Source organism: Mycobacterium sp. 852002-50816_SCH5313054-b, from assembly GCF_001667185.1.
GTDB lineage: Bacteria > Actinomycetota > Actinomycetes > Mycobacteriales > Mycobacteriaceae > Mycobacterium.
The window spans coordinates 71,102-92,622 of the sequence record NZ_LZIC01000133.1; the positions used below are offsets into that span (position 1 = coordinate 71,102).

Annotated in this window: 12 protein-coding genes; 9 read left to right on the forward strand and 3 right to left on the reverse strand. The window is 71.2% G+C overall.

Annotation, left to right across the window (positions count from 1 at the left end):
- Positions 1 to 6: 6 nt before the first annotated feature.
- The 9 genes from A5787_RS24390 to A5787_RS24430 all read left to right on the forward strand — a co-directional run bounded on the left by A5787_RS24390 (position 7) and on the right by A5787_RS24430 (position 10,823).
- Complete coding sequence (locus A5787_RS24390) at positions 7 to 753, forward strand: gluconate 2-dehydrogenase subunit 3 family protein (RefSeq protein ID WP_066971850.1); 747 nt, start codon at positions 7 to 9, stop codon at positions 751 to 753.
- Positions 753 to 2,462 carry a GMC family oxidoreductase gene (locus A5787_RS24395; RefSeq protein ID WP_066971852.1) on the forward strand — a complete coding sequence of 570 codons (1,710 nt, stop codon included), beginning with the start codon at positions 753 to 755 and terminating at the stop codon, positions 2,460 to 2,462. Before A5787_RS24390 ends, A5787_RS24395 begins: the two co-directional genes overlap by 1 nt.
- Positions 2,455 to 4,245, forward strand: coding sequence for a glycoside hydrolase family 15 protein (locus A5787_RS24400; protein WP_066971919.1), 1,791 nt, complete (start codon positions 2,455 to 2,457; stop codon positions 4,243 to 4,245). The genes A5787_RS24395 and A5787_RS24400 overlap by 8 nt, the downstream gene beginning before the upstream one ends.
- A gap of 18 nt (positions 4,246 to 4,263) precedes the next feature.
- Entirely contained in the window at positions 4,264 to 5,286 is a 1,023-nt protein-coding gene (locus tag A5787_RS24405; protein WP_082977428.1) for an SDR family oxidoreductase, read from the forward strand.
- Positions 5,283 to 5,735: a hypothetical protein gene (locus tag A5787_RS24410; RefSeq protein ID WP_066971857.1), complete on the forward strand. Its 453-nt coding sequence runs from the start codon at positions 5,283 to 5,285 to the stop codon at positions 5,733 to 5,735. Before A5787_RS24405 ends, A5787_RS24410 begins: the two co-directional genes overlap by 4 nt.
- A 9-nt stretch (positions 5,736 to 5,744) precedes the next feature.
- Positions 5,745 to 6,848, forward strand: coding sequence for an enolase C-terminal domain-like protein (locus A5787_RS24415; RefSeq protein ID WP_066971859.1), 1,104 nt, complete (start codon positions 5,745 to 5,747; stop codon positions 6,846 to 6,848).
- A gap of 125 nt (positions 6,849 to 6,973) precedes the next feature.
- The gene (locus A5787_RS24420; protein WP_066971862.1) at positions 6,974 to 7,699 is read left to right on the forward strand and encodes a PAS and ANTAR domain-containing protein; all 726 of its coding nucleotides are present in this window, start codon (positions 6,974 to 6,976) and stop codon (positions 7,697 to 7,699) included.
- A gap of 8 nt (positions 7,700 to 7,707) precedes the next feature.
- Positions 7,708 to 9,483: an ABC-F family ATP-binding cassette domain-containing protein gene (locus A5787_RS24425; RefSeq protein WP_066971864.1), complete on the forward strand. Its 1,776-nt coding sequence runs from the start codon at positions 7,708 to 7,710 to the stop codon at positions 9,481 to 9,483.
- Between the two features lie 14 nt (positions 9,484 to 9,497).
- Positions 9,498 to 10,823 (forward strand): cytochrome P450, encoded by a 1,326-nt coding sequence (locus A5787_RS24430; RefSeq protein ID WP_066971920.1) that lies wholly within the window; start codon positions 9,498 to 9,500, stop codon positions 10,821 to 10,823.
- On the opposite strand, the gene A5787_RS24435 is transcribed toward A5787_RS24430, so the two are convergent.
- The 3 genes from A5787_RS24435 to A5787_RS24445 all read right to left on the reverse strand — a co-directional run bounded on the left by A5787_RS24435 (position 10,820) and on the right by A5787_RS24445 (position 21,512).
- Entirely contained in the window at positions 10,820 to 11,953 is a 1,134-nt protein-coding gene (locus tag A5787_RS24435) for a type III polyketide synthase (protein ID WP_255361741.1), read from the reverse strand. The two genes, A5787_RS24430 and A5787_RS24435, sit on opposite strands and share 4 nt — an antisense overlap.
- Before the next feature lie 130 nt (positions 11,954 to 12,083).
- Positions 12,084 to 15,152: a type I polyketide synthase gene (locus tag A5787_RS24440; protein ID WP_066971869.1), complete on the reverse strand. Its 3,069-nt coding sequence runs from the start codon at positions 15,150 to 15,152 to the stop codon at positions 12,084 to 12,086.
- A gap of 3 nt (positions 15,153 to 15,155) precedes the next feature.
- Positions 15,156 to 21,512: a type I polyketide synthase gene (locus tag A5787_RS24445; RefSeq protein ID WP_066971871.1), complete on the reverse strand. Its 6,357-nt coding sequence runs from the start codon at positions 21,510 to 21,512 to the stop codon at positions 15,156 to 15,158.
- Positions 21,513 to 21,521: the final 9 nt, after the last annotated feature.

The following is a 21,521-nucleotide window of genomic DNA, read 5'->3' on the forward strand; positions in this document are numbered from 1 at the left end:
TTCACGATGGCCGACACCTCGCTCCCCGACCACCTGCCCAACCTGCGCCCCGATCGTCAGCCCCCGCACCCGTCGTGGCTTCCGAAGCAGCGCCGCGGCACCACCCCCCAAATGATCGGGCGCTACCCCGATTTCGATGTGCTGGAAAGCGCCGGCTCGTGGGACGACGCCACCAGGAAGGTGGTGCTGGCCCGGCTGGAACCCCCCGGCCCGCTGCGGTTCTTCACCGACGACGAGGAGCCGTGCCTGCGCGCGTTCTGTGACACGGTGCTGGCGCAGGATCGCGAACCGCGGGTGCCGGCGGCCGAATCCATCGACTCCAAGCTCGCCGACGGGCGCCTCGACGGCTACCAGTACGCCGACATGCCCGACGATCGCGACACCTGGCGGCTGGTGCTGCGCGCACTGGACGAGACCGCCGCGCGCCGCTACGGCGCGGCCTCGTTCGCCGTGGCCGAACCCGCCACCCGCGAAGCGATCATCGACCAATTCTCCAAGGGCCAGCTGGAGGACGGGACCTGGGAACGCCTGAATGTCAAGCGCGCCTGGTCGGTGTGCATGCGAATGACGTTGTCGGGCTTCTACTCCCACCCCTGGGCGTGGAACGAGATCGGCTTCGGCGGACCGGCCTACCCGCGCGGGTTCATGCGTCTCGGCGGTGCCACCGGGCCCGCCTCGGCGCGCGAACCGTTCGAGACCCCCGGGGCGACCGACGAGGATCCCGTCCGAGTCGTGCAAGAGGGTGAGATCTGATGGGCGACTTTTGGCGCGGCCTGTTCAAGGGGGCGGTCGGACCCAAGGACAACGATTCGCGGTTCCTGCTCGACGTGCACTCCCGCGACCTGCCCGGCGAGAAGACCATGCGCCGCTTCCACGACGACGACGAGGTCGACCTGGTCGTCGTCGGCGCCGGCGCGGGCGGCTCGGTGCTCGCGCAGCGGCTGGCGCGCGCGGGCTGGCGGGTGGTGATCCTCGAGGCCGGACCCTTCTGGCATCCCGACGAGGACTGGGTGTCCGACGAGGCCGGTTCGCACTCCCTGTACTGGACGCAGAAGCGGATCATCGGCGGGGCGGATCCGATCGAGCTGGGCAAGAACAACTCCGGGCGCGGCGTCGGCGGCTCGATGGTGCACTACGCCGGCTACTGCCCGCGGTTCCACCCCAGCGACTTCGCCACCCACAGCCTCGACGGGGTCGGCGCCGACTGGCCCATCCGCTACGAAGACGTGCTGCCCCACTACGAGCGCGTCGAGCTGGAGTTGCCGGTGGCCGGCCAGAACTGGCCGTGGGGCTACCCGCACCGGTATTCGTTCGCCCCGCATCCCATTTCGGGCGCTGCCGCCAAGCTGTGGGAGGGCGCGCTGAAGCTCGGCATCGAGATGCGCGTGGGCCCCGTCGGCATCGTCAACGGCACCTTCGGCAACCGCCCGCACTGCATCTACCGCGGCTATTGCCTGCAGGGCTGCAAGGTCAACGCCAAGGCCAGCCCTTACGTCACGCACCTGCCCGACGCGCTCGCCCACGGCGTGGAGATCCGCGCCAACTGCATGGCCGCGCGCGTCGAACTCGACGAGAGCGGCGCCGCGCGGGGCGTGGTCTACTACGACGAGACGGGCGGCGCCGAACGGCTGCAGCGCGCGAAAGTCGTTGCCGTGGCCGGGTATTCGATCGAGACTCCACGCCTGCTGCTGAACTCGGCCAGCGACCGATTCCCCAACGGGCTGGGCAACAACGACGACCAGGTCGGGCGCTACGTGATGGTGCAGGGCGCCACCCAGTCCGCGGGCCGGTGGGCCGACGAGGTCCGGATGTACAAGGCGCCTCCCCCGGAGGTGTCGTCCGAACAGTTCTACGAGACCGACCCCGCACGGGGATTCGCCCGCGGCTTTTCCATCCAGACGGTGTCGCCGATGCCCATCGGCTGGGCCGAACACGTGCTGGCCGACGGGCATTGGGGCCGCGCCCTGCGCGAGTACATGCGCGACTACAACCACTGGGCGACCATCGGCGTGCTCAACGAGTTGTTGCCGCGGCCGGACAACCGGGTCACCCTCGCCGACGAGACGGACCCGTACGGCATCCCGGTGGCCCGGTTCGACTACACGCTCTGCGACAACGACAAGGCCAACATCGCCTACTCCACCAAGGTGATCGGCGACATCCTGCACGCCGCCGACGCCCAGGACGTGCTCACCATCGAGCGCTTCGCCCACCTGATCGGCGGCGCCCGCATGGGGACCAGCCCGCAGAATTCGGTGGTCGACTCCGATCACCGCGTGTGGGGGGTGCCGAACCTGTTTCTCGCCGACGGATCGGTCTGCCCGACGCAGGGCTCGGCGAATCCGGCCCTGACGATCATGGCCCTGGCCTCGCGGCTGGCCGAACGGATGGCGGCCGGCAAGATCCGCACCGATGCGGCCGGCGCGGTCGATCGACGGTCCACGGCGGGGGCCCGTGGCTGAGCAGACGATCGACATCGAGGCGGCCTACGCGCCGCGGGTGCTGCGCGAGTATGCGCTGCTCGCCGACGGCGAGCGGGGCGCGCTGATCGGCCCGCAGGGCGACGTGGCGTGGCTGTGCGCGCCGCGGTGGGACTCCGACGCCGTCTTCTCCAACCTGATCGGCGGCGACGGGGTGTACGCGATCACCCCGACCGACGTGCGGCACGTGTGGGGCGGCTACTACGAGCCGGGCACCCTGATCTGGCGCAACCGCTGGATCACCCGGGACGGCATCGTCGAGTGCCGCGAGGCGCTCGCCTTTCCCGGCGATCCCGGCCGGGTGGTGTTGCTGCGGCGGCTGATGGGCTGCCGCGGGACGGCGCGGTTGCGGATGCTGCTGGCGCCGAGCGCGTCGTTCGGCCGTCACGGCCCGGGCCAGCCCACTTTCGAGGACGGGGTGTGGAGCGGCCGGTCGGGGCGGTTGCGGTGGCGGTTTACCGGCGGCGACGACGCGCGCGCCGTGAAATCGGCGCACGGCCGCGGTGAGCCGCTGATGGGCGAGCTCACCATCGACGAGGGCCGGCACCACGATCTGGTGCTCGAGCTGTCCGAACGCGCCCTGCCCGAGCAGCCGCCCGACCCCGACATCACCTGGGACGCCACCGCGGCGGCCTGGCAGCGCAGCATCCCCGAACTGAACTGCACGATCGCCCCCCGCGACGGGCGTCACTCCTACGCGGTGCTGCGCGGGCTGACCAGCAGCGGCGGCGGCATGGTCGCCGCGGCCACGATGAGCCTCCCCGAACGCGCGCACACCAACCAGAACTACGACTACCGCTACGCCTGGATCCGCGACCAGGTGTACGCCGGCCTCGCCGCGGCCGCCGCGGGCGCGACCGAGCTGCTCGACCAAGCGGTCGAGTTCGTCGGCGCCCGGCTGCTCGAGCACGGCCCGCACCTCAAGCCCGCCTACACGGTCACCGGCGGCGCCGTGCCCAGCGAGGAGACCCTGGACCTGCCCGGCTACCCGGGCGGCGCCGACAAGGTCGGCAACTGGGTCAATCAGCAATTCCAGCTCGACGTCTTCGGCGAGGCGCTGCAGCTGCTGGCCACCGCCGGTGCCGCCGACCGGCTCGACGCCGAGGGCTGGCGCGCCGCGCAGGCCGCCATCGGCGCGATCGAAAAGCGTTGGCGCGAGCCGGATGCCGGTGTGTGGGAGATCGACGACGAGCGCTGGACGCAGTCCCGCCTGGCCTGTGTGGCCGGGCTGCGCGCCATCGCCAAGGTGGCCGGCGCCGGTCCCGAGGTCGCCGCCTCCGCTTCGCTGGCCGACGCGATCCTCGCCGGCACCGCGTCGGACAGCGTGCACCCGCACGGCTACTGGCAACGCAGCCCGCGGCTTTCCGGGGTCGACGCGTCGCTGCTGCTGCCACCGGTGCGCGGCGCCGTGCCCGCCGACGATCCCCGCACCCGGGCGACGCTGGACGCGGTGCGCCGGGAACTCGCCCACGACGGCTACGTCTATCGCTTCCGGCACGACGAACGCGAGCTCGGCGACGCCGAGGGCGCCTTTTTGCTCTGCGGATTCATGATGGCGCTCGCCGAACACCAACTGGGACACGCCCATTGCGCCATGCGCTGGTTCGAACGCAACCGCGCCGCATGCGGCCCGCCGGGCCTGCTGTGCGAGGAATACGACGTCAGGCAACGCCAGCTGCGGGGCAACCTGCCCCAAGCGTTCGCGCACGCCCTGCTGCTGGAATGCACGGCCACCCTCGCCGACGACGCCGTCCATCACGCCTGAACGAGAGGAGATTCAGCGATGACACAGACCACGCAAACAGTGGTGATCACTGGAGCCAGCGCCGGCATCGGCCGGGCCACCGCCCAATTGTTCGGGCAGCGCGGCGCCAACGTGGCCCTGCTCGCCCGCGGCGCGGCCGGCCTGGAAGGCGCCGCCCGCGACGTCGAAGCCGGTGGCGGTAAGGCGCTGGCCATCCCGACCGACGCGGCCGACTATTCGGCCGTCGAGGCCGCCGCCGACGAGACCGAAGCCGCGTTCGGGCCCATCGACACCTGGGTCAACGTCGCGTTCACCTCGGTGTTCGCGCCGTTCTGGGAGATATCCGCCGAGGAGTTCAAGCGCGTGACCGAGGTGACCTACCTCGGCTACGTGCACGGCACCATGGCGGCGCTGGCGAAGATGCGCCCGCGCGACCGCGGCACCATCGTGCAGGTCGGGTCCGCGCTCAGCGAGCGGTCCATCCCCCTGCAGTCGGCGTACTGCGGCGCCAAGCACGCCACCAACGGCTTCACCGAATCGGTGCGCTGCGAGCTGCTGCACGAGGGCTCCAACGTGCGGATCACCGTGGTCCAGATGCCGGCGGTCAACACCCCGCAGTTCTCCTGGGTCCTGTCCCGCCTGCCCCGCCATCCGCAGCCGGTGCCGCCGATCTATCAGCCGGAGGTCGCCGCCCGCGGCGTCGTCTACGCCGCGGATCATCCCGGGCGCAAACAGTATTGGGTCGGCGACAGCACCGCGGTCACCCTGCTGGCCCAGAAGTTCGTCGCGCCGTTGCTGGACCGCTACCTCGGTCGCACCGGATACGACTCGCAGCAAACCGACGAACGCGTCAACGGACGGCGGCCGCACAACTTGTGGGAGCCCGTCGACGCCGAGACCGGCAGCGACCACGGCGCCCACGGCGAGTTCGACGACCAGTCCCACGCCCACAGCCCCGAATTGTGGTTCTCCCACCACCCCGTCGCCGGCGGCACAAGCGCGCTGGGGGTCGGGCTGGGCGCGCTGCTCGGGATGCGGTTCGCCCGCCGGCGGGCCCGATGATCGTCTGGGCGCGAGTGGGCTACGGGATCGCGCTGCTGGCCATCCCGAGCCCGCTGCTGCGGTTGGTCACCAATCAGCCGGCGACCGCGCGGGAGCGGGCGGTCACCCGCATCCTGGGGGCGCGGCTGCTGGCGCAGGCGGCGGTGACCGACGTCCGGCCCGACGCGGTGAGCGTCGCGCTGGGCGCCGAAGTCGACTTCGTGCACGCGATCACCATGCTCGGCTGGGCGGCGGTGGACCGCGGCGCCCGGCGCCTGACCCTGTTCAGCGCCGCGACCGCCGGCCTGTTCGCCGTCGCCGGCGCCGCGCAGGCGCGGCGGGCACCCGCGGTCGCGGACGCGCCGACCGGCGACGCGCTGGCCACCCTGGTCCGGCTCCGCCACCGGGCCGCCGAAACGGTCGCCCGGTACACGCTGCCCGGCTTCGTTCGCGCGGGCCTGAAAACTTAGGAGGGCCGCATGCTGGACGCTTGCATCGACGAGGTCACCGCGCAGGCATACGAGATCCCCACCGACGCACCGGAAGCCGACGGCACCTTCGCCTGGTCGTCGACCACGCTGATCCTGGCCGAGGTGGTCGCCGGCGACCGGCGCGGGCTCGGCTACACCTACGCCGCCGGCGCCTGTCACGAGCTGATCACCGGGCCGCTCGCCGGCGCGGTCAACGGACACAGCGCCCTCGACATCACCGGCGCCTGGGAATCCATGGTCCGCGCGATCCGCAACAGCGGGCGCCCGGGGCTGGTGTCCTGCGCGATCTCGGCGGTCGACGCCGCGCTGTGGGACCTCAAGGGGAAACTGCTCGACCTGCCCGTGTGCCGGCTGCTCGGCGTGGCGCACCCCGAGGTGCCGATCTACGGCAGCGGCGGCTTCACCACCTACGACGAGCGCCAGACCCGCACCCAGCTGGAGCGCTGGGTGGACACCTGGAAGATCCCGCGGGTCAAGATCAAGATCGGCGAGGCGTCGGGTTCCGACGAGCGCCGCGACCTGGACCGAATCGCGCTGGCGCGCAAGGTGATCGGGCCCGAGACCGAATTGTACGTCGACGCCAACGGCGGCTACCACCGCAAGCAGGCGATCCGGGTGGCCCACGCCATGGCCGACCACGACGTCACCTGGTTCGAGGAACCGGTGTCGTCCGACGACCTCGCCGGGCTGCACGAGGTGCGCGACCAAGTGACCCCGGACGTCACCGCCGGCGAATACGGCTACGACCTGACCTACTTCCGCCGGATGCTGGCCGCCGAAGCGGTCGACTGCCTGCAGATCGACGTCACCCGCTGCGGCGGCATCACCGACTGGCTGCGGGCCGCGGCCGTCGCCGCCGCGCACAACGTCGACGTCTCCGGGCACTGCGCCCCCAACCTGCACGCCCACGTCGCCGCCGCGATTCCCAACCTGCGGCACCTCGAATACTTCCACGATCACCACCGCATCGAGCACATGCTCTTCGACGGCGCCCTGCCCCCCGACGGCGGAACGTTGCGGCCCGATCAGCACCGGCCCGGCCTGGGGCTCGAGTTCAAGCACCGCGACGCCGAGCAGTACCGGGTCCGGTGAACTGCCGCCCATCGGCGGCGAATTTCACATTTTGCCAGCACCGCCAGGCATAAACACACGCGATAATGGACACTAGAAATAGTAGATCAGAGCAATGATGCGGTGGGCGAGGAAGGCCGTGCGCGATGACTGTGAACTTCGAAGACGAGGCCGTTGAGCGTCGCAACGGGCGGGCGGGCGCCGACGGTTCGGGCTCGGCGTGTGACGAGCTCATGGCCGGCATAGTCGAGGACCGCGGGCTGGGCGCGGTCGACTTGGTCCTGGGCCTCGGCGAGCCGCAGCGCGTCGGCAGGTTCCGGTTCTTCCTGGACGGCCGGCGCTGGGAGTGGTCGGACGCGGTCGCGCGCATGCACGGCTACGAGCCCGGACAGGTCGAGCCGACCACCGAACTGTTGCTGCAACACAAGCACCCCGAGGACCGCGAGCGCGTCGCGGCCGTGCTCGACCACGTGCTGAAGGGAAAGCCGTTCAGCAGCCGCCACCGCATCATCGACACCGCCGGGCATACCCGCTGCGTCGTCGTCGCGGGTGACCGGATGCTCGATGAGCGCGGCGCGCTGGCCGGGACGTCGGGTTTTTACGTCGACGTCACCGACTCGCTGCATACGGACATCACCAACGTCCTGGAGGCGGTGGCCGACGCCCGCGCCAAGATCGAGCAGGCCAAGGGGGTGCTCATGAGCGCCTACGGCATCTCCGCGGAGCGCGCATTCGACCTGCTGGTCTGGCGTTCCCAGGAGACCAACCTCAAGGTGCGCGACCTCGCCGCCCGTTTCCTGGAGGCGGTGGCCGGCAAGGCGTCGCCCGACACGCGGACCCACGTCGACCAGGCGCTGCTGACCCTCGAATAATTGGCCGGGTGGCGCACCTACTGGGAGCCGAGGGCATTCGCCTGGAATATCCGACCCAGGTCGTGTTCGAGTCGGTCACGCTGGGGGTCGACGACGGCGCTCGGATCGGCATCGTCGGGCGCAACGGCGACGGCAAGTCCAGCCTGTTGGGCCTGCTGACCGGCCAGGTGCGGCCCGATGCCGGCCGCGTCACGCGGCGCAGCGGGCTGCGGGTCAGCGCCCTGAGCCAGGCCGACACCCTCGAACCGGCGCACACCGTGGGCTGGACGCTGGTCGGTGACCAGCCCGAGCACCAGTGGGCGGGCGACGCGCGGGTGCGCGAGGTGGTCGGCGGGTTGGTGGCCGACATCGCCTGGGACGCAACGATCGACACGCTGTCCGGCGGCCAGCGGCGGCGGGTCCAGCTGGCCCGGCTGCTGATCGGCGAGTGGGACGTGATTGCCCTCGACGAGCCCACCAACCACCTGGACATCGAGGGCATCACCTGGCTGGCCGGCCACTTGCGGCAGCGCTGGGCCCGCAACGCCGGCGGGCTGCTGCTGGTGACGCACGACCGCTGGTTCCTCGACGAGGTCGCCACCACGACGTGGGAGGTGCACGACGGGATCGTCGAGCCGTTCGACGGCGGCTACGCCGCCTACGTGCTGCAGCGCGTCGAGCGCGACCGGGTGGCCGCCGCGAGCGAGGCCAAGCGGCAGAACCTGATGCGCAAGGAGCTCGCGTGGCTGCGCCGGGGCCCGCCGGCGCGCACCTCCAAGCCCAAGTTCCGGATCGAAGCCGCCAACCAGCTGATCGCCGACGTGCCGCCGCTGCGCAACACGGTCGAGCTGGCCAAGCTGGCGACCGCGCGACTCGGTAAGGACGTCATCGATCTGCTCGACGTGTCGGTCTCCTTTGGGGGCCGCCCGGTGCTGCGCGACGTCGAATGGCGGATCGCGCCGGGCGAACGCACCGGCATCGTCGGGGCCAACGGCGCCGGCAAGTCGACGCTGCTGGGGCTGATCGCCGGCACCGTCACGTCGGACACCGGGCGCGTCAAGCGCGGCAAGACAGTTCGGCTGGCGGTGCTGGACCAGCGGGGCGAGGAGCTGGGCGCGCTCGCCGGCGACCGGATCGCCGACGTGCTGGGCCGGCTGCGCGGCGGCTACGAAGTCGACGGCCGCGAGGTGACCCCGGCCCAGCTCCTGGAGCGACTCGGGTTCGGCGGTGGCCCGCTGTCCGCGCGCGTCGGTGACCTGTCCGGTGGCCAGCGGCGGCGGCTGCAGCTGATGCTCACGCTGTTGTCCGAACCGAACGTGCTGCTCCTCGACGAGCCCACCAACGACGTCGACACCGACATGCTGACCGCCGTGGAGGACCTGCTCGACTCGTGGCCGGGCACCCTGATCGTCGTCTCGCACGACCGCTACCTGCTGGAGCGGGTCACCGACCAGCAGTACGCGATCCTCGACGGGCGGCTGCGGCACCTGCCCGGCGGCGTCGACGAGTACCTGCGGCTGGCGGCGCACCGTCCGGTCCCGTCCGAGCGCCCGCGGGCCGGGCCGCCGGCTTCCGAGACGATGTCCGGCTCGCAGCGGCGCACCGCCGAGAAGGAGCTGGCCGCCGTCGACCGTCAGCTCGCGCGGCTCGCCGATCGGATCGCGGCCAAACACCACGAGCTCGCCGATCACGACCAGTCCGATCACGCCGGCCTGACTCGGCTGACCCGGGACCTGCGCGGCCTGGAAGACGAGGTCGCCGCGACGGAGATCCGCTGGCTGGAGCTGTCGGAGTTGCTCGAATGAGCGCCTATCGGCCGGTGCGCTACCCGCCCGGCGAGGCGTTGCTGGCGCTGTACCGGTGGCGCGGCCCGGTGATCAATTCCGGAGTCGGCCGGCACGGCTACACCTACCTGCTGGGCCCCGAGGCGAACAAGTTCGTGTTCGCCAACGCCGATGCGTTCAGCTGGCGGGAGACCTTCGAGAACCTGGCCATCGTCGACGGACCCACCGCGCTGATCGTCAGCGACGGCGACGACCACCGCCGCAGGCGCAGCGTCGTGGCGCCCGGCCTGCGGCACCGGCAGATCCAGGACTACGTGGAGACGATGGTGGCGAGCATCGACGCCGTCATCGACGGATGGCGACCCGGGCAGCGGCTGGACATCTACCAGCGGTGCCGCTCGGCGGTGCGCCACAGCACCGCAGCGAGCCTGTTCGGCCCGCGCATGGCCGCGCATTCGGACTTCCTCGGCGAGCAACTGCAGCCCCTGCTGGACATGACCCACCGGCTGCCGCAGGTGATGCAGCTGGAGGGGCGGCTGAACTCCCCGGGCTGGCGGCGGGCGATGGCGGCGCGGAGCAGCATCAACGACCTCGTCGACGCCCAAATCGCCGAGGCCCGCGCGCAGCCCATGCCCGACGACCACATGCTCACGATGCTGATCAACGGCCGCGGGGACGAGGGTTACGCGTTGAGCGACAACGAGATCCGAGACGCGGTCATTTCGCTGATCACCGCCGGCTACGAAACCACCAGCGGCGCGCTGGCCTGGGCGATTCATACGCTGTTGGCACTGCCCGGCGCGTGGGACGCCGCCGCCGACGAGGTGCGCCGCGTGCTGGGCGACCGGCCGCCCGCCGCGGGCGACCTGGACGCGCTGACCTACCTCAACGGCGTCGTGCACGAGACGCTGAGGCTGTATCCGCCCGGCGTCGTCTCCGCCCGCAAGGTGACCCGGGACCTGAGATTCGACGGACACCGGATCCGGGCGGGACGGCTGCTGATCTTCAGCCCGTACGTCACACACCGGCTCCCCGAGCTGTGGCCGGAGCCGACCGAGTTCCGGCCGGCGCGCTGGGATCCCGGTTCCCCGGATTACCGCAAACCCGCGCCGTATGAATTCATTCCGTTCAGCGGGGGCCTGCATCGCTGCATCGGAGCGGTCATGGCCACCACCGAGATGACCGTCATGCTCGCGCGGCTGGTCGCCAGGACCACGCTGCGGCTGCCCTCTCAGCGCATCCGCGCCCACAACCTCGCCGCGCTGTCCCCCAGGCCGGGGGTGACCGTCGACGTCGTCGGGCTCGTGGCAGATCGCAAGCGCGCCGTAGCCGGGCGCGGCGGGCCGCCACCATCGGGCTAGTGCCAGCGCAGTAGCACCAATTCGGAACAGAATCCGGGACCCATCGCGAGCATCAGCCCGGGGCTGCCGCTCGGCGGCGGCTTGGCGATGGTGTCGCGCAGGATGTGCAGCACCGATGCCGACGACAGGTTCGCGATTTCGCCCAGCGAGCGCCAGGTCAACTCCAGCGCGTCGGGGCCGAGCTCGAGGTTCCTGGCGATGGCGTTGATGACCTTGGGACCACCCGGGTGAGTGACCCATGCGCCGATGTCGTCCTTGGTCAGCCCGTTCGTGGCGAGGAACCCGTTGACGTCGTCGGCCAGGTAGCGGTCGATGAACGTCGTCAGCTCCGGCGACAGCACCAGCTGCAGCCCCGAGGAGTTGACGTTCCAGCCCATGATGTGCAGCGATTCGGGGTACAGGCGGCTGCGCGAGTCGACGATGTCGGGCCCTCCCGCGCGCACCGCGGCCGCGCGGCGGTCGCCCACGGCCACCACCGCGGCCGCGCCGTCGCCGAACAGCGCGCTGCCGACCAGCCCCGACACGGTCGGCTTGACCGCCGGGTAGGTCAGCGAGCAGAGCTCGACCGAGACCAGGACCGCGACGCCGTCCGGATCGCCGCGCAGGTAGTCGTGCAGCCGGGCCACCCCCGCGGCACCGGCCGCGCAGCCCAGGCCGAACAGCGGCATCCGGCGCACGTCCGGCCGCAGGCCGAGCCGACCGGCGATCCGCGCGTCCAGCGACGGCACCGCGACACCGGTGACGGTCGAGGTGGCGATCAGGTCGATGTCTCCGACCTCCAGGCCGGCCTCCTCGAGCGCGCCCAGCAGCGCCTCGCAGCCGAGGTCGACGGCGGCGTCGATGAAGATCTCATTGGCCTCGCCGAAGTCGGTCAGCGTCGGGTAGCGCTCCAACGGCAGGACGAAGTGACGGCTGTTGACCTTCGCGGCCGCGTGCAACCGCCGAACAATCTCCTCGTGTTCCTTCAATCCGGGAAACTCGACGAATTGATCGGTGATCTCGCTCTGGCTATACCGATGTGGCGGCAACGCTCCGAACACGCCCGCGATAACGCTCATGCCCCTACCTTGCTTGGGTCGTGATCGAAGAAAATGATCACTTTCGTGCGCCGCCGAGAATGTAGCGCCAATGTGGAAGTTTAGAAGTTTTGCGGCAGCCCCGCAAAGTCGTTGCTATTCAACGTATGTGCAATTGCGTTATTAAACGCATGTCGAATTACCTTATCACGCGGTGTTTTCGAGTCCCCCGGCGATTGTTTCCTTATTGAACCTCGCCCGCTTCGTCGGCATCAAGCGCAAGCGCGATCAGCGCCTCGGGGCTCAACGAGTCGATGGCGTCTTCGGCCATCGTTGATGGAGCGCACGGATTTTCCGGATCACCCGCCAACGCCAATAGTTTGTCGAGCAATCCGGTCCTTCGAAGTTCGTGAATCGGAATATTTTTCAGCACCGACCAGATCTTTTCGTCATTGGACTTTTCGTGTTCACCGTGCAGCAGCTGTTGCGCCAGGTGATCGGCCAGGGCCGCCGGGTTTGGATAGTCGAAGACCAGTGTGCGCGACAGCGCCAGCCCCGTGTCCGCTTTGACGCGGTTGCGTAATTCGACCCCGGTCAGGGAATCAAACCCGAGGTCTTGGAAAGCGCGCTCGGCGTCGACGGCGTGGAGATCGGCATGTCCCAACACGGCCGCGGCGTGCCCGCACACCAGCGCGACGAGTTCTCGGCGCTGCTCGTGGTCCGGCAATGGGCGCAGCCGCTCGGCCAATTCGGCTGGCCGCGACGCCACCGGCGACGGCGTGTCCGTGCGGTCACCCAACCAGAACCGTTGGCGCGCAAAGCCATACGTCGGTAGCGGGACTCGTTGACCACCCCGCAGCACAGCGCCCCAACGGACCGCCACGCCGGCGGTGAAGAGCCGGCCGGCCGCGGTGAGCAGCGATTCCACTTCCGGCCGGTCCTTGGCGGCGAGCGTGGTCACCGAGACGGGATGGTCGGTGGTCACGGAGTGCTCGACCGCGGCGCCGAGGCCGCCACCCGGCCCGACTTCGACGAACACGTCGGCACCGTACGACTCGGCGGCTCGCACCCCGTCGGCGAAACGCACCGGACGGCGGACGTGCTCAACCCAGTAATGCGCCGACCCATACCCGGGCCCGGCGAGCTGCCCGGACACGTTGGACACCAGGGCAATTCGCGGCTCCGCCGGCGACACGTCGGCCACCACCGCGGCGAAGTCGTCGATCATGGGCTCCATCAGCGGTGAGTGAAAAGCGTGCGAGACCGTCAGCCGATGCACCCGCCTGCCTTGCCGCGCCAGAGTGTCCGCGACCGCAGCGGCCGCAGCGTGCGCGCCCGAGATGACCACCGCGTCGGGGCCGTTGACGGCGGCGATCGCCAGGCCGTCGGTCAGCAATGGCGTCACGTCGGCCTCGCCGGCGGCCACCGCGATCATCACGCCACCATCGGGCAGCCCGGCCATCAACCGGCCACGCGCCGCCACCACTTTGGCCGCGTCGGCGAGTGACAATACCCCCGCCAGATGCGCCGCCGTGATCTCGCCCACCGAATGACCCAGCGCCACATCCGCGACAATCCCCCAGTCCCGCAACAACTCCGCCAGCGCGCGCTCGATCGCGAACAACGCCGGTTGCGCGAACTCGGTGTTGTCCAACAGCTTTGCGTCGCCGCCCCACATCACGTCGCGCAGGGGCAACCGCAGGTGGTCGTCCAGCGCCGCCGCGGCCTCATCGAAGGCCCGCGCGAACGCGGGAAACCGGCCATACAACCGCGTCCCCATCGCGAGGGACTGCGCGCCCTGCCCGGGGAATACGAACGCCGTCTTGCCCGGTGCGCGCGCCCGGCCCACCGCCACGTCGGGACGCGCCTGGCCGTCGGCCAATCCCGCCAGCCCCGAGGTGAGCGCTGCTCGGTCCGCACCCACCAGCACCGCGCGATGCTCGAACACCGACCGCGTCGTCGCCAATGACCATCCCACGTCGCCGACCTCCAGCGCCGCATCGGCGGTGACGTGGGTCAGCAGCCGGGCGGCCTGATTGGCCAGCGCCCGTTCCGAACGACCCGACAGCACCCACGCCGTCGGCGCGTCACCGCGGTCACGCGCCTCGCTTTTCACCCGCGCGGGGGCCTGCTCGACGAGGACGTGCGCGTTGGTCCCGCCCATGCCGAACGACGACACACCGGCCCGGCGCGGTTCCGCGTCCTCCGGCCAGGGGGTCAGCGTGGCGTTGACGCGCAGCCCGAGGCTTTCCGGATCGAATCCGGGACCCGGCGCCGCGTAGTTGAGACTCGGTGGAATGGCGGCGTTTTCGACTGCCAACACAGTCTTGATCAGACCCGCGATGCCCGCGGCGGCGCCGGCGTGGCCGATGTTGGTCTTCACCGACCCCAGGCCGAGCGGATGGCGTCGGGGCCCGGCGAAAACCTCGCCGAGTGCCGTCGCTTCCACGGAGTCGCCGATTTCGGTTCCCGTGCCGTGCGCCTCGATGTACTGCAGCTGGCCGGCGTCGAGGCCGGCGGTCCGCAACGCGCGCCGGACGACGTCGACTTCGCCCCGGACGGACGGCACCGTCGGGGCGGCGGCGCTGTGCCCGGCGTTGGCCACCGCGCTGCCACGGATGACGGCGCGGATGGGGTCACCGTCGGCGAGGGCCGCGCGCAACGGCTTCAGCAGCACCAGCCCACCGCCCTCGCTTCGCACGTAGCCGTCGGCGCGCGCGTCGAACGCATAGGTGTGACCCGTGGGCGACAACGCGCCGAATTCCGTTTCCAGCGAGGCGGTTTCGCCGGCCAGGTTCAGGTGTACGCCGCCGGCCAGAGCCAGCTCCGACTCGCCGGTCCGGATGCTTTCGCAGGCGAGGTGCACCGCCACCAGCGACGACGATTGGCCGGAATCGACGGTCAAACTCGGGCCCTGCAGCCCCAACGCATACGAGACGCGGTTCGCGATCATCGTCCGGCTGACACCGGCGAAGGAGTGGTGGTCGATTTCCTGGGCGAGCGTCAACACGCCGTAGTCGTCGTTCATCGCGCCGAGGTAGACCGCGACCCGTTCTCCGCGCAGGGTTTCCGGTAGCACGAAGGCGTCTTCGAGGGCCTCCCACGCCAACTCCAGCGCGAGGCGCTGCCGGGGGTCCATCGCGGCGGCCTCGCGCGGCGAGACGTTGAAGAAGTTCGCGTCGAACTCGGCGACGTCACCGGGCAACGCGGAGGCTTCGGCGCCGTCGCGAATCAGCCGCCAGAACCCGTCCGGGCTGCCGGCGCCGGGGAGTCGGCAGGCCAGCCCGATGACTGCGATGGCTGTCGGTGGCACCGGTCAGGGCCCGACTTCTTCGTCCAGGATGGCGAACAGCTGGCTTTCGGTCGCCGTGTCGAGGTCATCGCCGAACAGCTCGACGGGGTCGAGGTCCGGCTCCGGGGCGCTCAGGGTGGAGAGCAGCGTGTCGATCCGGGCCGTCAGGAGGGCCTTGTCGCCGGGACTCCAGCCCGGCTGGTCGATCAGCGCCTGCAGTTCGCGCGCGACGTCGTTGAAGCGGGCCATGCGGTCGGGCGGGTCGTTGGTGGGCGCCGTGGCCAATTGGGCGTCGAGGTGCTCGGCCAGCGCTGATGGAGTGGGGTGATCGAAGATCAGGGTGGGCGACAGGGTGAGCCCGGTCGCCGTCTTGAGGCGGTTCCGCAGCTCCACCGCGGTCAGCGAGTCGAACCCGAGATCCTGGAAGGCACGCTCGGCGTCGACGTCCGCGGTGGCGTGGCCGAGCACCGTGGCGGCGTTGCCGCACACCAGATCGACGAGTTCCCGGTGCCGCTGCTCCGCGGTCAGCCCGTGCAGTCGCGCCCGCAGGCCCGACACCGAGGCCGCCGTCGTGGCGGCGTCCGCGATGACGCGCCGCGAGCGGCGGGTGGCCAGCCCGCGCAGGACCGGCGGGACCATCGCGCCGTCGCCGCCCAGCGCCGCCGTGTCCAGCCGGGCCGCCACCAGCAGGGGGCGATCGGCCAGCAGCGCGTCATCCAAGAGCTGCAGCGCCTGCTGGCTGGACAAGGGCGCCAACCCGGCCCGACTCATCCGGGCCCGGTCCTTGTCGCCGAGGTGTCGCGTCATCGTGCTGGCCTCTTCCCAGAGGCCCCACGCCACCGACAACCCGGCCAGCCCCTGGGCGCGCCGATAAGACGCGAGCCCGTCCAGGAAGCTGTTGGCCGCCGCATAGTTGCCTTGGCCCGGCGCGCCCACGATGCCGGCCATCGACGAAAACATCACGAACGCCGACAGATTCAATTCCTTGGTGAGCTCATGTAGATGCCAGGCCCCGTCGACCTTGGCCCGCAGCACGGTGTCCATCCGCTCGGGGGTCAGCGACGCGATCAACCCGTCGTCGAGGACGCCCGCGGCGTGGAAGACACCGCGCAGCGGATAGCGCGCCGGCACCCGCGCGAGCAGGCCCGCCACCGCCCCGGAATCGGCGACGTCGCAGGCCACCACCGACACCGACGCGCCGGCGTCGCGCAATTCGGCCGCCAGTTCCGCCGCGCCGTCGGCCCGCTCGCCGCCGCGGCTGACCAACATCACATGGGGCACCCGGTACTTCGCCACCAGGTGGCGCGCCAGCGCCGAGCCCGCCATGCCGGTCCCGCCGGTGATCAACGCCGTGCCCGCGGCCAGTCCACCCGGGCCGTCGGGCAAGGTGAGCACCACCTTGCCGGTGTGGCGGGCCTGGCTCACGAACCGATACGCCTCGGTGGCGTGCCGGACGTCAAACGACTTGACCGGCAACGGCGTCAACGTGCCGGCGTCGAACAAGCTCATCAACGCACCCAGCATTGCCGCGATGCGGTCCGGTCCGGCCTCCATCAGGTCGAACGCCCGATACCGCACCCCCGGATATTGCCCGGCAATGGCCGCCGCGTCGCGCGGGTCGGTCTTGCCCATCTCGATGAAGCGTCCGCCGGAGGCCAACAACCGCAATGACGCGTCGGTGAACTCACCGGCCAGCGAGTTGAGCACCACCTGAAAGCCCCGGCCGCCCGCCACCGCACGGAACTTCGCCTCGAACTCCAGCGTCCGCGAATCGCCGATATGGACGTCATCAAATCCCATGGCGCGCAACGTGTCCCACTTACCACGGCTGGCGGTGGCGAACACCTCCGCACCCCAATGCCGCGCCAACTGGACCGCGGCCATCCCCACCCCGCCGGTCGCGGCGTGCACCAGCACCCGCTCTCCGGCCCGCAGCTTGGCCAGATCCGACAACCCGTACAGCGCGGTCAAGAACACCACCGGCACGCCCGCGGCCTCGACCAGCGACCACGCCGCCGGCACCCGCACCACCAGGCGCTCGTCCACCACCGCTTCGGAACCCGTCAGGCCGATGATTCCCGTCACGGCGTCGCCGACGGCCAACCCGGTCACGCCCGGCCCGACCTCGGTGACCACCCCGGCGCCCTCGGCGCCCAAGTCGGCGGCCCCGGGGTACATGCCCAACGCCACCAACACATCCCGGAAGTTCACCCCGGTCGCGGCCACCGCCACCCGCACCTGCCCGGCCGTCAGCTCGGCCCGCGGGCAGGGCTGCGCCATCAGGTCCTCGAGCGTGCCGGCGTCGCCCGCGGCCAGCCGCCACTCCCCCGGCGGCAGCGCCAAGATCGAACCCTCGGCCGGCGCCAGCCGGGCCGCATACGCCTCGCCGGCGCGCACGACCACTTGCGGTTCGCCACACGCGATCACGGTGTCGACGTCGACCGACCCGTCGGAATCCAGCAGTACCACCCGGCCCGGGTGCTCCGCCTGCGCCGAACGGACCAGCCCCCACACCGCCGCGGCGGCCGGATCCGTGACCTCCTCGTCGTCGAACGCGACCGCCCCGCGGGTCTGCACGACGAGCACGCCCGACCCGTCACCGGCGAGCCAGGACTGCAACACGCCCAGCGCCTCGTGCGTGGCCGCGTACACCAAACCCGGCAGGCCGGCGCCATCCTGCGAGCCCGGCTCCCACACCACCGCCGCCTCGGCAACGCCGTTGGGCGCCACCGACACCGGCACCCACGTCGGTTGGAAGAGGCCCGCCCCGCCGGGACGGGCCGCGCCCGCCGCCAGCTGCTCGGCCGACAACGGGCGGAGGACCAGCTCCCGCACCGACAAGACGGGCAGGCCCGCGGGATCGGCCAGCTCCAGCGACACCGCGCCCGCGCCGACCGGGCTCAGCCGCACCCGGACCCGCGACGCCCCGGCCGCATGCAGGCACACGCCCTGCCAGGAAAACGGCAGGACCGCCTGGGCCTGCGCGTCGTCCATCCCCAGCGCATGCAGGGCGGCGTCCAGCAGGACGGGGTGTATCCCGTACCCGGCGACCGTCACGCCGGCAACCTGTGGGACGGCGACTTCGGCGAAGATCTCCCCGCCCCGCCGCCACATCGCCTGCAGGCCCCGGAACGCCGGACCATAGTCGTAGCCCAGCTCGGCCAGCCGCTCGTAGCCGCCGGTCACGTCCACCGCCGTCGCACCCGCCGGCGGCCACACCGACAGGTCGGCGGCCGGCTCCGTCGAGCCCCCGCTCAACTCGCCCTCGGCGTGCAATATCCAGTCCGAATTCGGTTGCAAGCCCGACGAATACACGGACACCGCCCGCCGGCCGGCCTCCCCGGCGCCCACCACCACCTGCACGCGCACCGTGCCGGGCGCCGGCAGGATCAACGGGGCCGACAAGGTCAACTCCTCGACCACCGAACAGCCGACCTCATCGCCGGCGCGCAACACCAGTTCGACGAACCCGGCGCCGGGAAACAGCACCATCCCGGCCACCGCGTGGTCGGCCAGCCACGGCTGGGCGGCCGTCGACAGCCGGCCCGTCAGCACCACCCCGCCCGAATCGGGGCGCTCCACCACCGCGCCCAACAATCCGTGCCCGGCCGCCGCCAGGCCCGACGTGCTCACGTCGCCCGAACCAACCAGTTCGGGCGGCAGCCAATACCGGCGCCGCTGAAAGGCATACGTGGGCAACGCGACTCGCCGCGCGGCCAGTCCGTCGTACGCCGCCGCCCAGTCGATGCCGACACCGGTGACGTAGAGCCCGCCGGCGGCGAGCAGTGCGGAATCGATCTCGGGGCGGTCCTTGGCCATCGTGATCACCGCCGCCGCCGGTTCGCCGGTCAGCGACTGCGACAGCGATGCCGTCAGGGCCGCGCCGGGACCCACCTCCACGAAAACCCCTGCGCCCAGCGACTCGGCCAACCGGAGCCCATCGACTAAGCGCACGGGTTCGCGCACGTGGCCCAGCCAGTACGCCTTCGACCCATACCCCGGCCCCGCCAACTCCCCAGTCAGGTTGGACACCAACCCAATCCGTGGCTCAGCGACCGAGATGCCGTCCAGTACCGCGGCGAAGTCGTCGATCATCGGATCCATCAGGGGCGAGTGGAACGCGTGCGAAACCGCCAGCCGGTGCACCCGCCGGCCCAGCTTCGCCAGCCGGTCCACCACCGCATCGACCGCGCCCCGCTCGCCCGAAACCACCACCGCTTCGGGGCCGTTGACCGCCGCGATGCTCGCCCCCTCGGTCAGCATGGGTGCGACCTCGGCCTCGGTGGCGGCGACGGCCACCATCGCCCCACCGGCGGGCAACCGCGCCATCAACCGTCCCCGCGCCGCCACCACACACGCCGCGTCGGCCAGCGACAGCGCCCCGGCCACGTGCGCCGCGGCCAGCTCCCCCACCGAGTGGCCCATCACGATGTCGGGCAACACGCCCCAGGACCGCCACAGCGACGCCAGCGCGACCTCGATGGCGAACAGCGCCGGTTGCGCAAACTCCGTGCTCTCCAACAACTCCGGGTCGTCGCCCCAGACGACCTGCCGCAACGGCAACCGTAGGTGGCCGTCCAACGCCGCGGCGGCCTCGTCGAAGGCCCGGGCGAACTCCGGAAAGCGCCCGTACAGCTCCGCTCCCATGCCCAGCCACTGCGAACCCTGCCCGGGGAACATGAAGACGGTCTTGCCCAGCGACCGCGCGCTGCCCACCACCGCCGCGGCGCCGGGGCTCCCGGAGGCCAGACCCGCAAATCCCTCCAGCAGCGCCGCGCGGTCGGCGCCGATCAGCACGGCCCGATGCTCGAAGGCCGACCGCGTGGTCGCCAGCGACCACCCGACGTCGACGACATCCGCACCCGGGTCGGCACCCACGTTTGCCGCGAGCCGGGCCGCCTGATCGGCGAGCGCCCGTTCCGAACGGGCGGACACCACCCACGGCACGACGGGATCGGCGCCGTCGCGTGGCGGCGCCGGGCTTTCCGGCTCGGTGGGCGGCTCCTCGACGATGACGTGCGCGTTGGTCCCGCTGATCCCGAACGACGAGATCCCCGCCCGCCGCGGCCCGTGCGCCGGCTCGGGCGTCCAGGGCCGCGGCTCGGTCAGCACCGACACCGCGCCCTCGGACCAATCCACGTGCGGCGTGGGCACGTCGACGTGCAACGTCTGGGGCATCAGGTCGTGGCGCATCGCCTGCACCATCTTGATCACCCCCGCCACCCCGGCGGCGGCCGACGTGTGACCGATGTTGGATTTGATCGACCCCAACCACAACGGCCGGTCCGCGGGCCGATCCTGTCCGTATGTCGCCAAAAGCGCCTGGGCCTCAATCGGATCGCCCAACACCGTCCCGGTGCCGTGGCCCTCGACCACATCCACGTCGGCCGTCGTCAGCCCGGCGTCGGCCAGCGCCGCCCGGATCACCCGCTGCTGCGACGGTCCGTTGGGGGCGGTCAGGCCGTTGGAGGCGCCGTCCTGGTTCACCGCGGATCCGCGCAGCAGCGCCAGCACGGGATGCCCCAGCCGCCGCGCATCGGACAACCGCTCCAGCACCAACACCCCCGCGCCCTCCGACCACGAGGTGCCGTCGGCGGCGCCCGCGTATACCTTGCAGCGGCCGTCGGGGGCCAACGCCCGCTGCCGGCTGAACTCGACGAAGGCGGCCGCCGTGGCCATGACCGTCACGCCGGCGGCGAGCGCGAGATCGCATTCGCCCGTGCGCAACGAGTGCGCCGCCAGGTGCATGGCCACCAGCGACGACGAGCACGCCGTATCCACCGACACCGCAGGGCCTTCCAAGCCCAACACGTAGGAGACCCGGCCCGACGCCACGCTCAGCGTGGAGCCGGTGAGTCCGTAGCCCTCCAGCTCGCCCTTGACCTCGCCGCCGTAGCCGGCGTGAATGACCCCGGCGAACACGCCCGTCGGTGAGCCGCGCAGCGCCAGCGGGTCAATCCCGGCCCGTTCCAACGCTTCCCACGACACCTCGAGCATAAGTCGCTGCTGCGGGTCCATCGCGAGCGCCTCGCTGGGCCCGACGCCGAAGAACCCGGCATCGAAGTCGCCGGCGTTCTGCAGGAAGCTGCCCTGACGGGTGTACATCTTGCCCTGCGCGTCGGGGTCCGGGTCGTACAACGCGTCGATCTCCCAGCCGCGATCGGTGGGAAACTCCGTCACCGCATCGCGGCCCTCGGCCACCAGCTGCCACAAGGCTTCCGGCGAATCCACCCCACCGGCGTAGCGGCACGCCATGCCGACCAGCGCCACCGGCTCGGACAGTTTGCCTTCGAGCTCGGCCACCCGTCGCCGGGTCCGCCTGAGGTCTGCGGTCAGGCGCTTGAGGTAATCGACGTGCTTTTCGGTGCTCGGCGTAGTCATTTCAGCGGA

Bases quoted from the DNA above. Each gene is read 5' to 3' on its own strand.
- A5787_RS24390 (WP_066971850.1), top strand. From the start codon at position 7: ATGGCCGACACCTCGCTCCCCGACCACCTGCCCAACCTGCGCCCCGAT.
- A5787_RS24395 (WP_066971852.1), top strand. From the start codon at position 753: ATGGGCGACTTTTGGCGCGGCCTGTTCAAGGGGGCGGTCGGACCCAAG.
- A5787_RS24405 (WP_082977428.1), top strand. From the start codon at position 4,264: ATGACACAGACCACGCAAACAGTGGTGATCACTGGAGCCAGCGCCGGC.
- A5787_RS24410 (WP_066971857.1), top strand. From the start codon at position 5,283: ATGATCGTCTGGGCGCGAGTGGGCTACGGGATCGCGCTGCTGGCCATC.
- A5787_RS24415 (WP_066971859.1), top strand. From the start codon at position 5,745: ATGCTGGACGCTTGCATCGACGAGGTCACCGCGCAGGCATACGAGATC.
- A5787_RS24420 (WP_066971862.1), top strand. From the start codon at position 6,974: ATGACTGTGAACTTCGAAGACGAGGCCGTTGAGCGTCGCAACGGGCGG.
- A5787_RS24445 (WP_066971871.1), bottom strand. From the start codon at position 21,512: ATGACTACGCCGAGCACCGAAAAGCACGTCGATTACCTCAAGCGCCTG.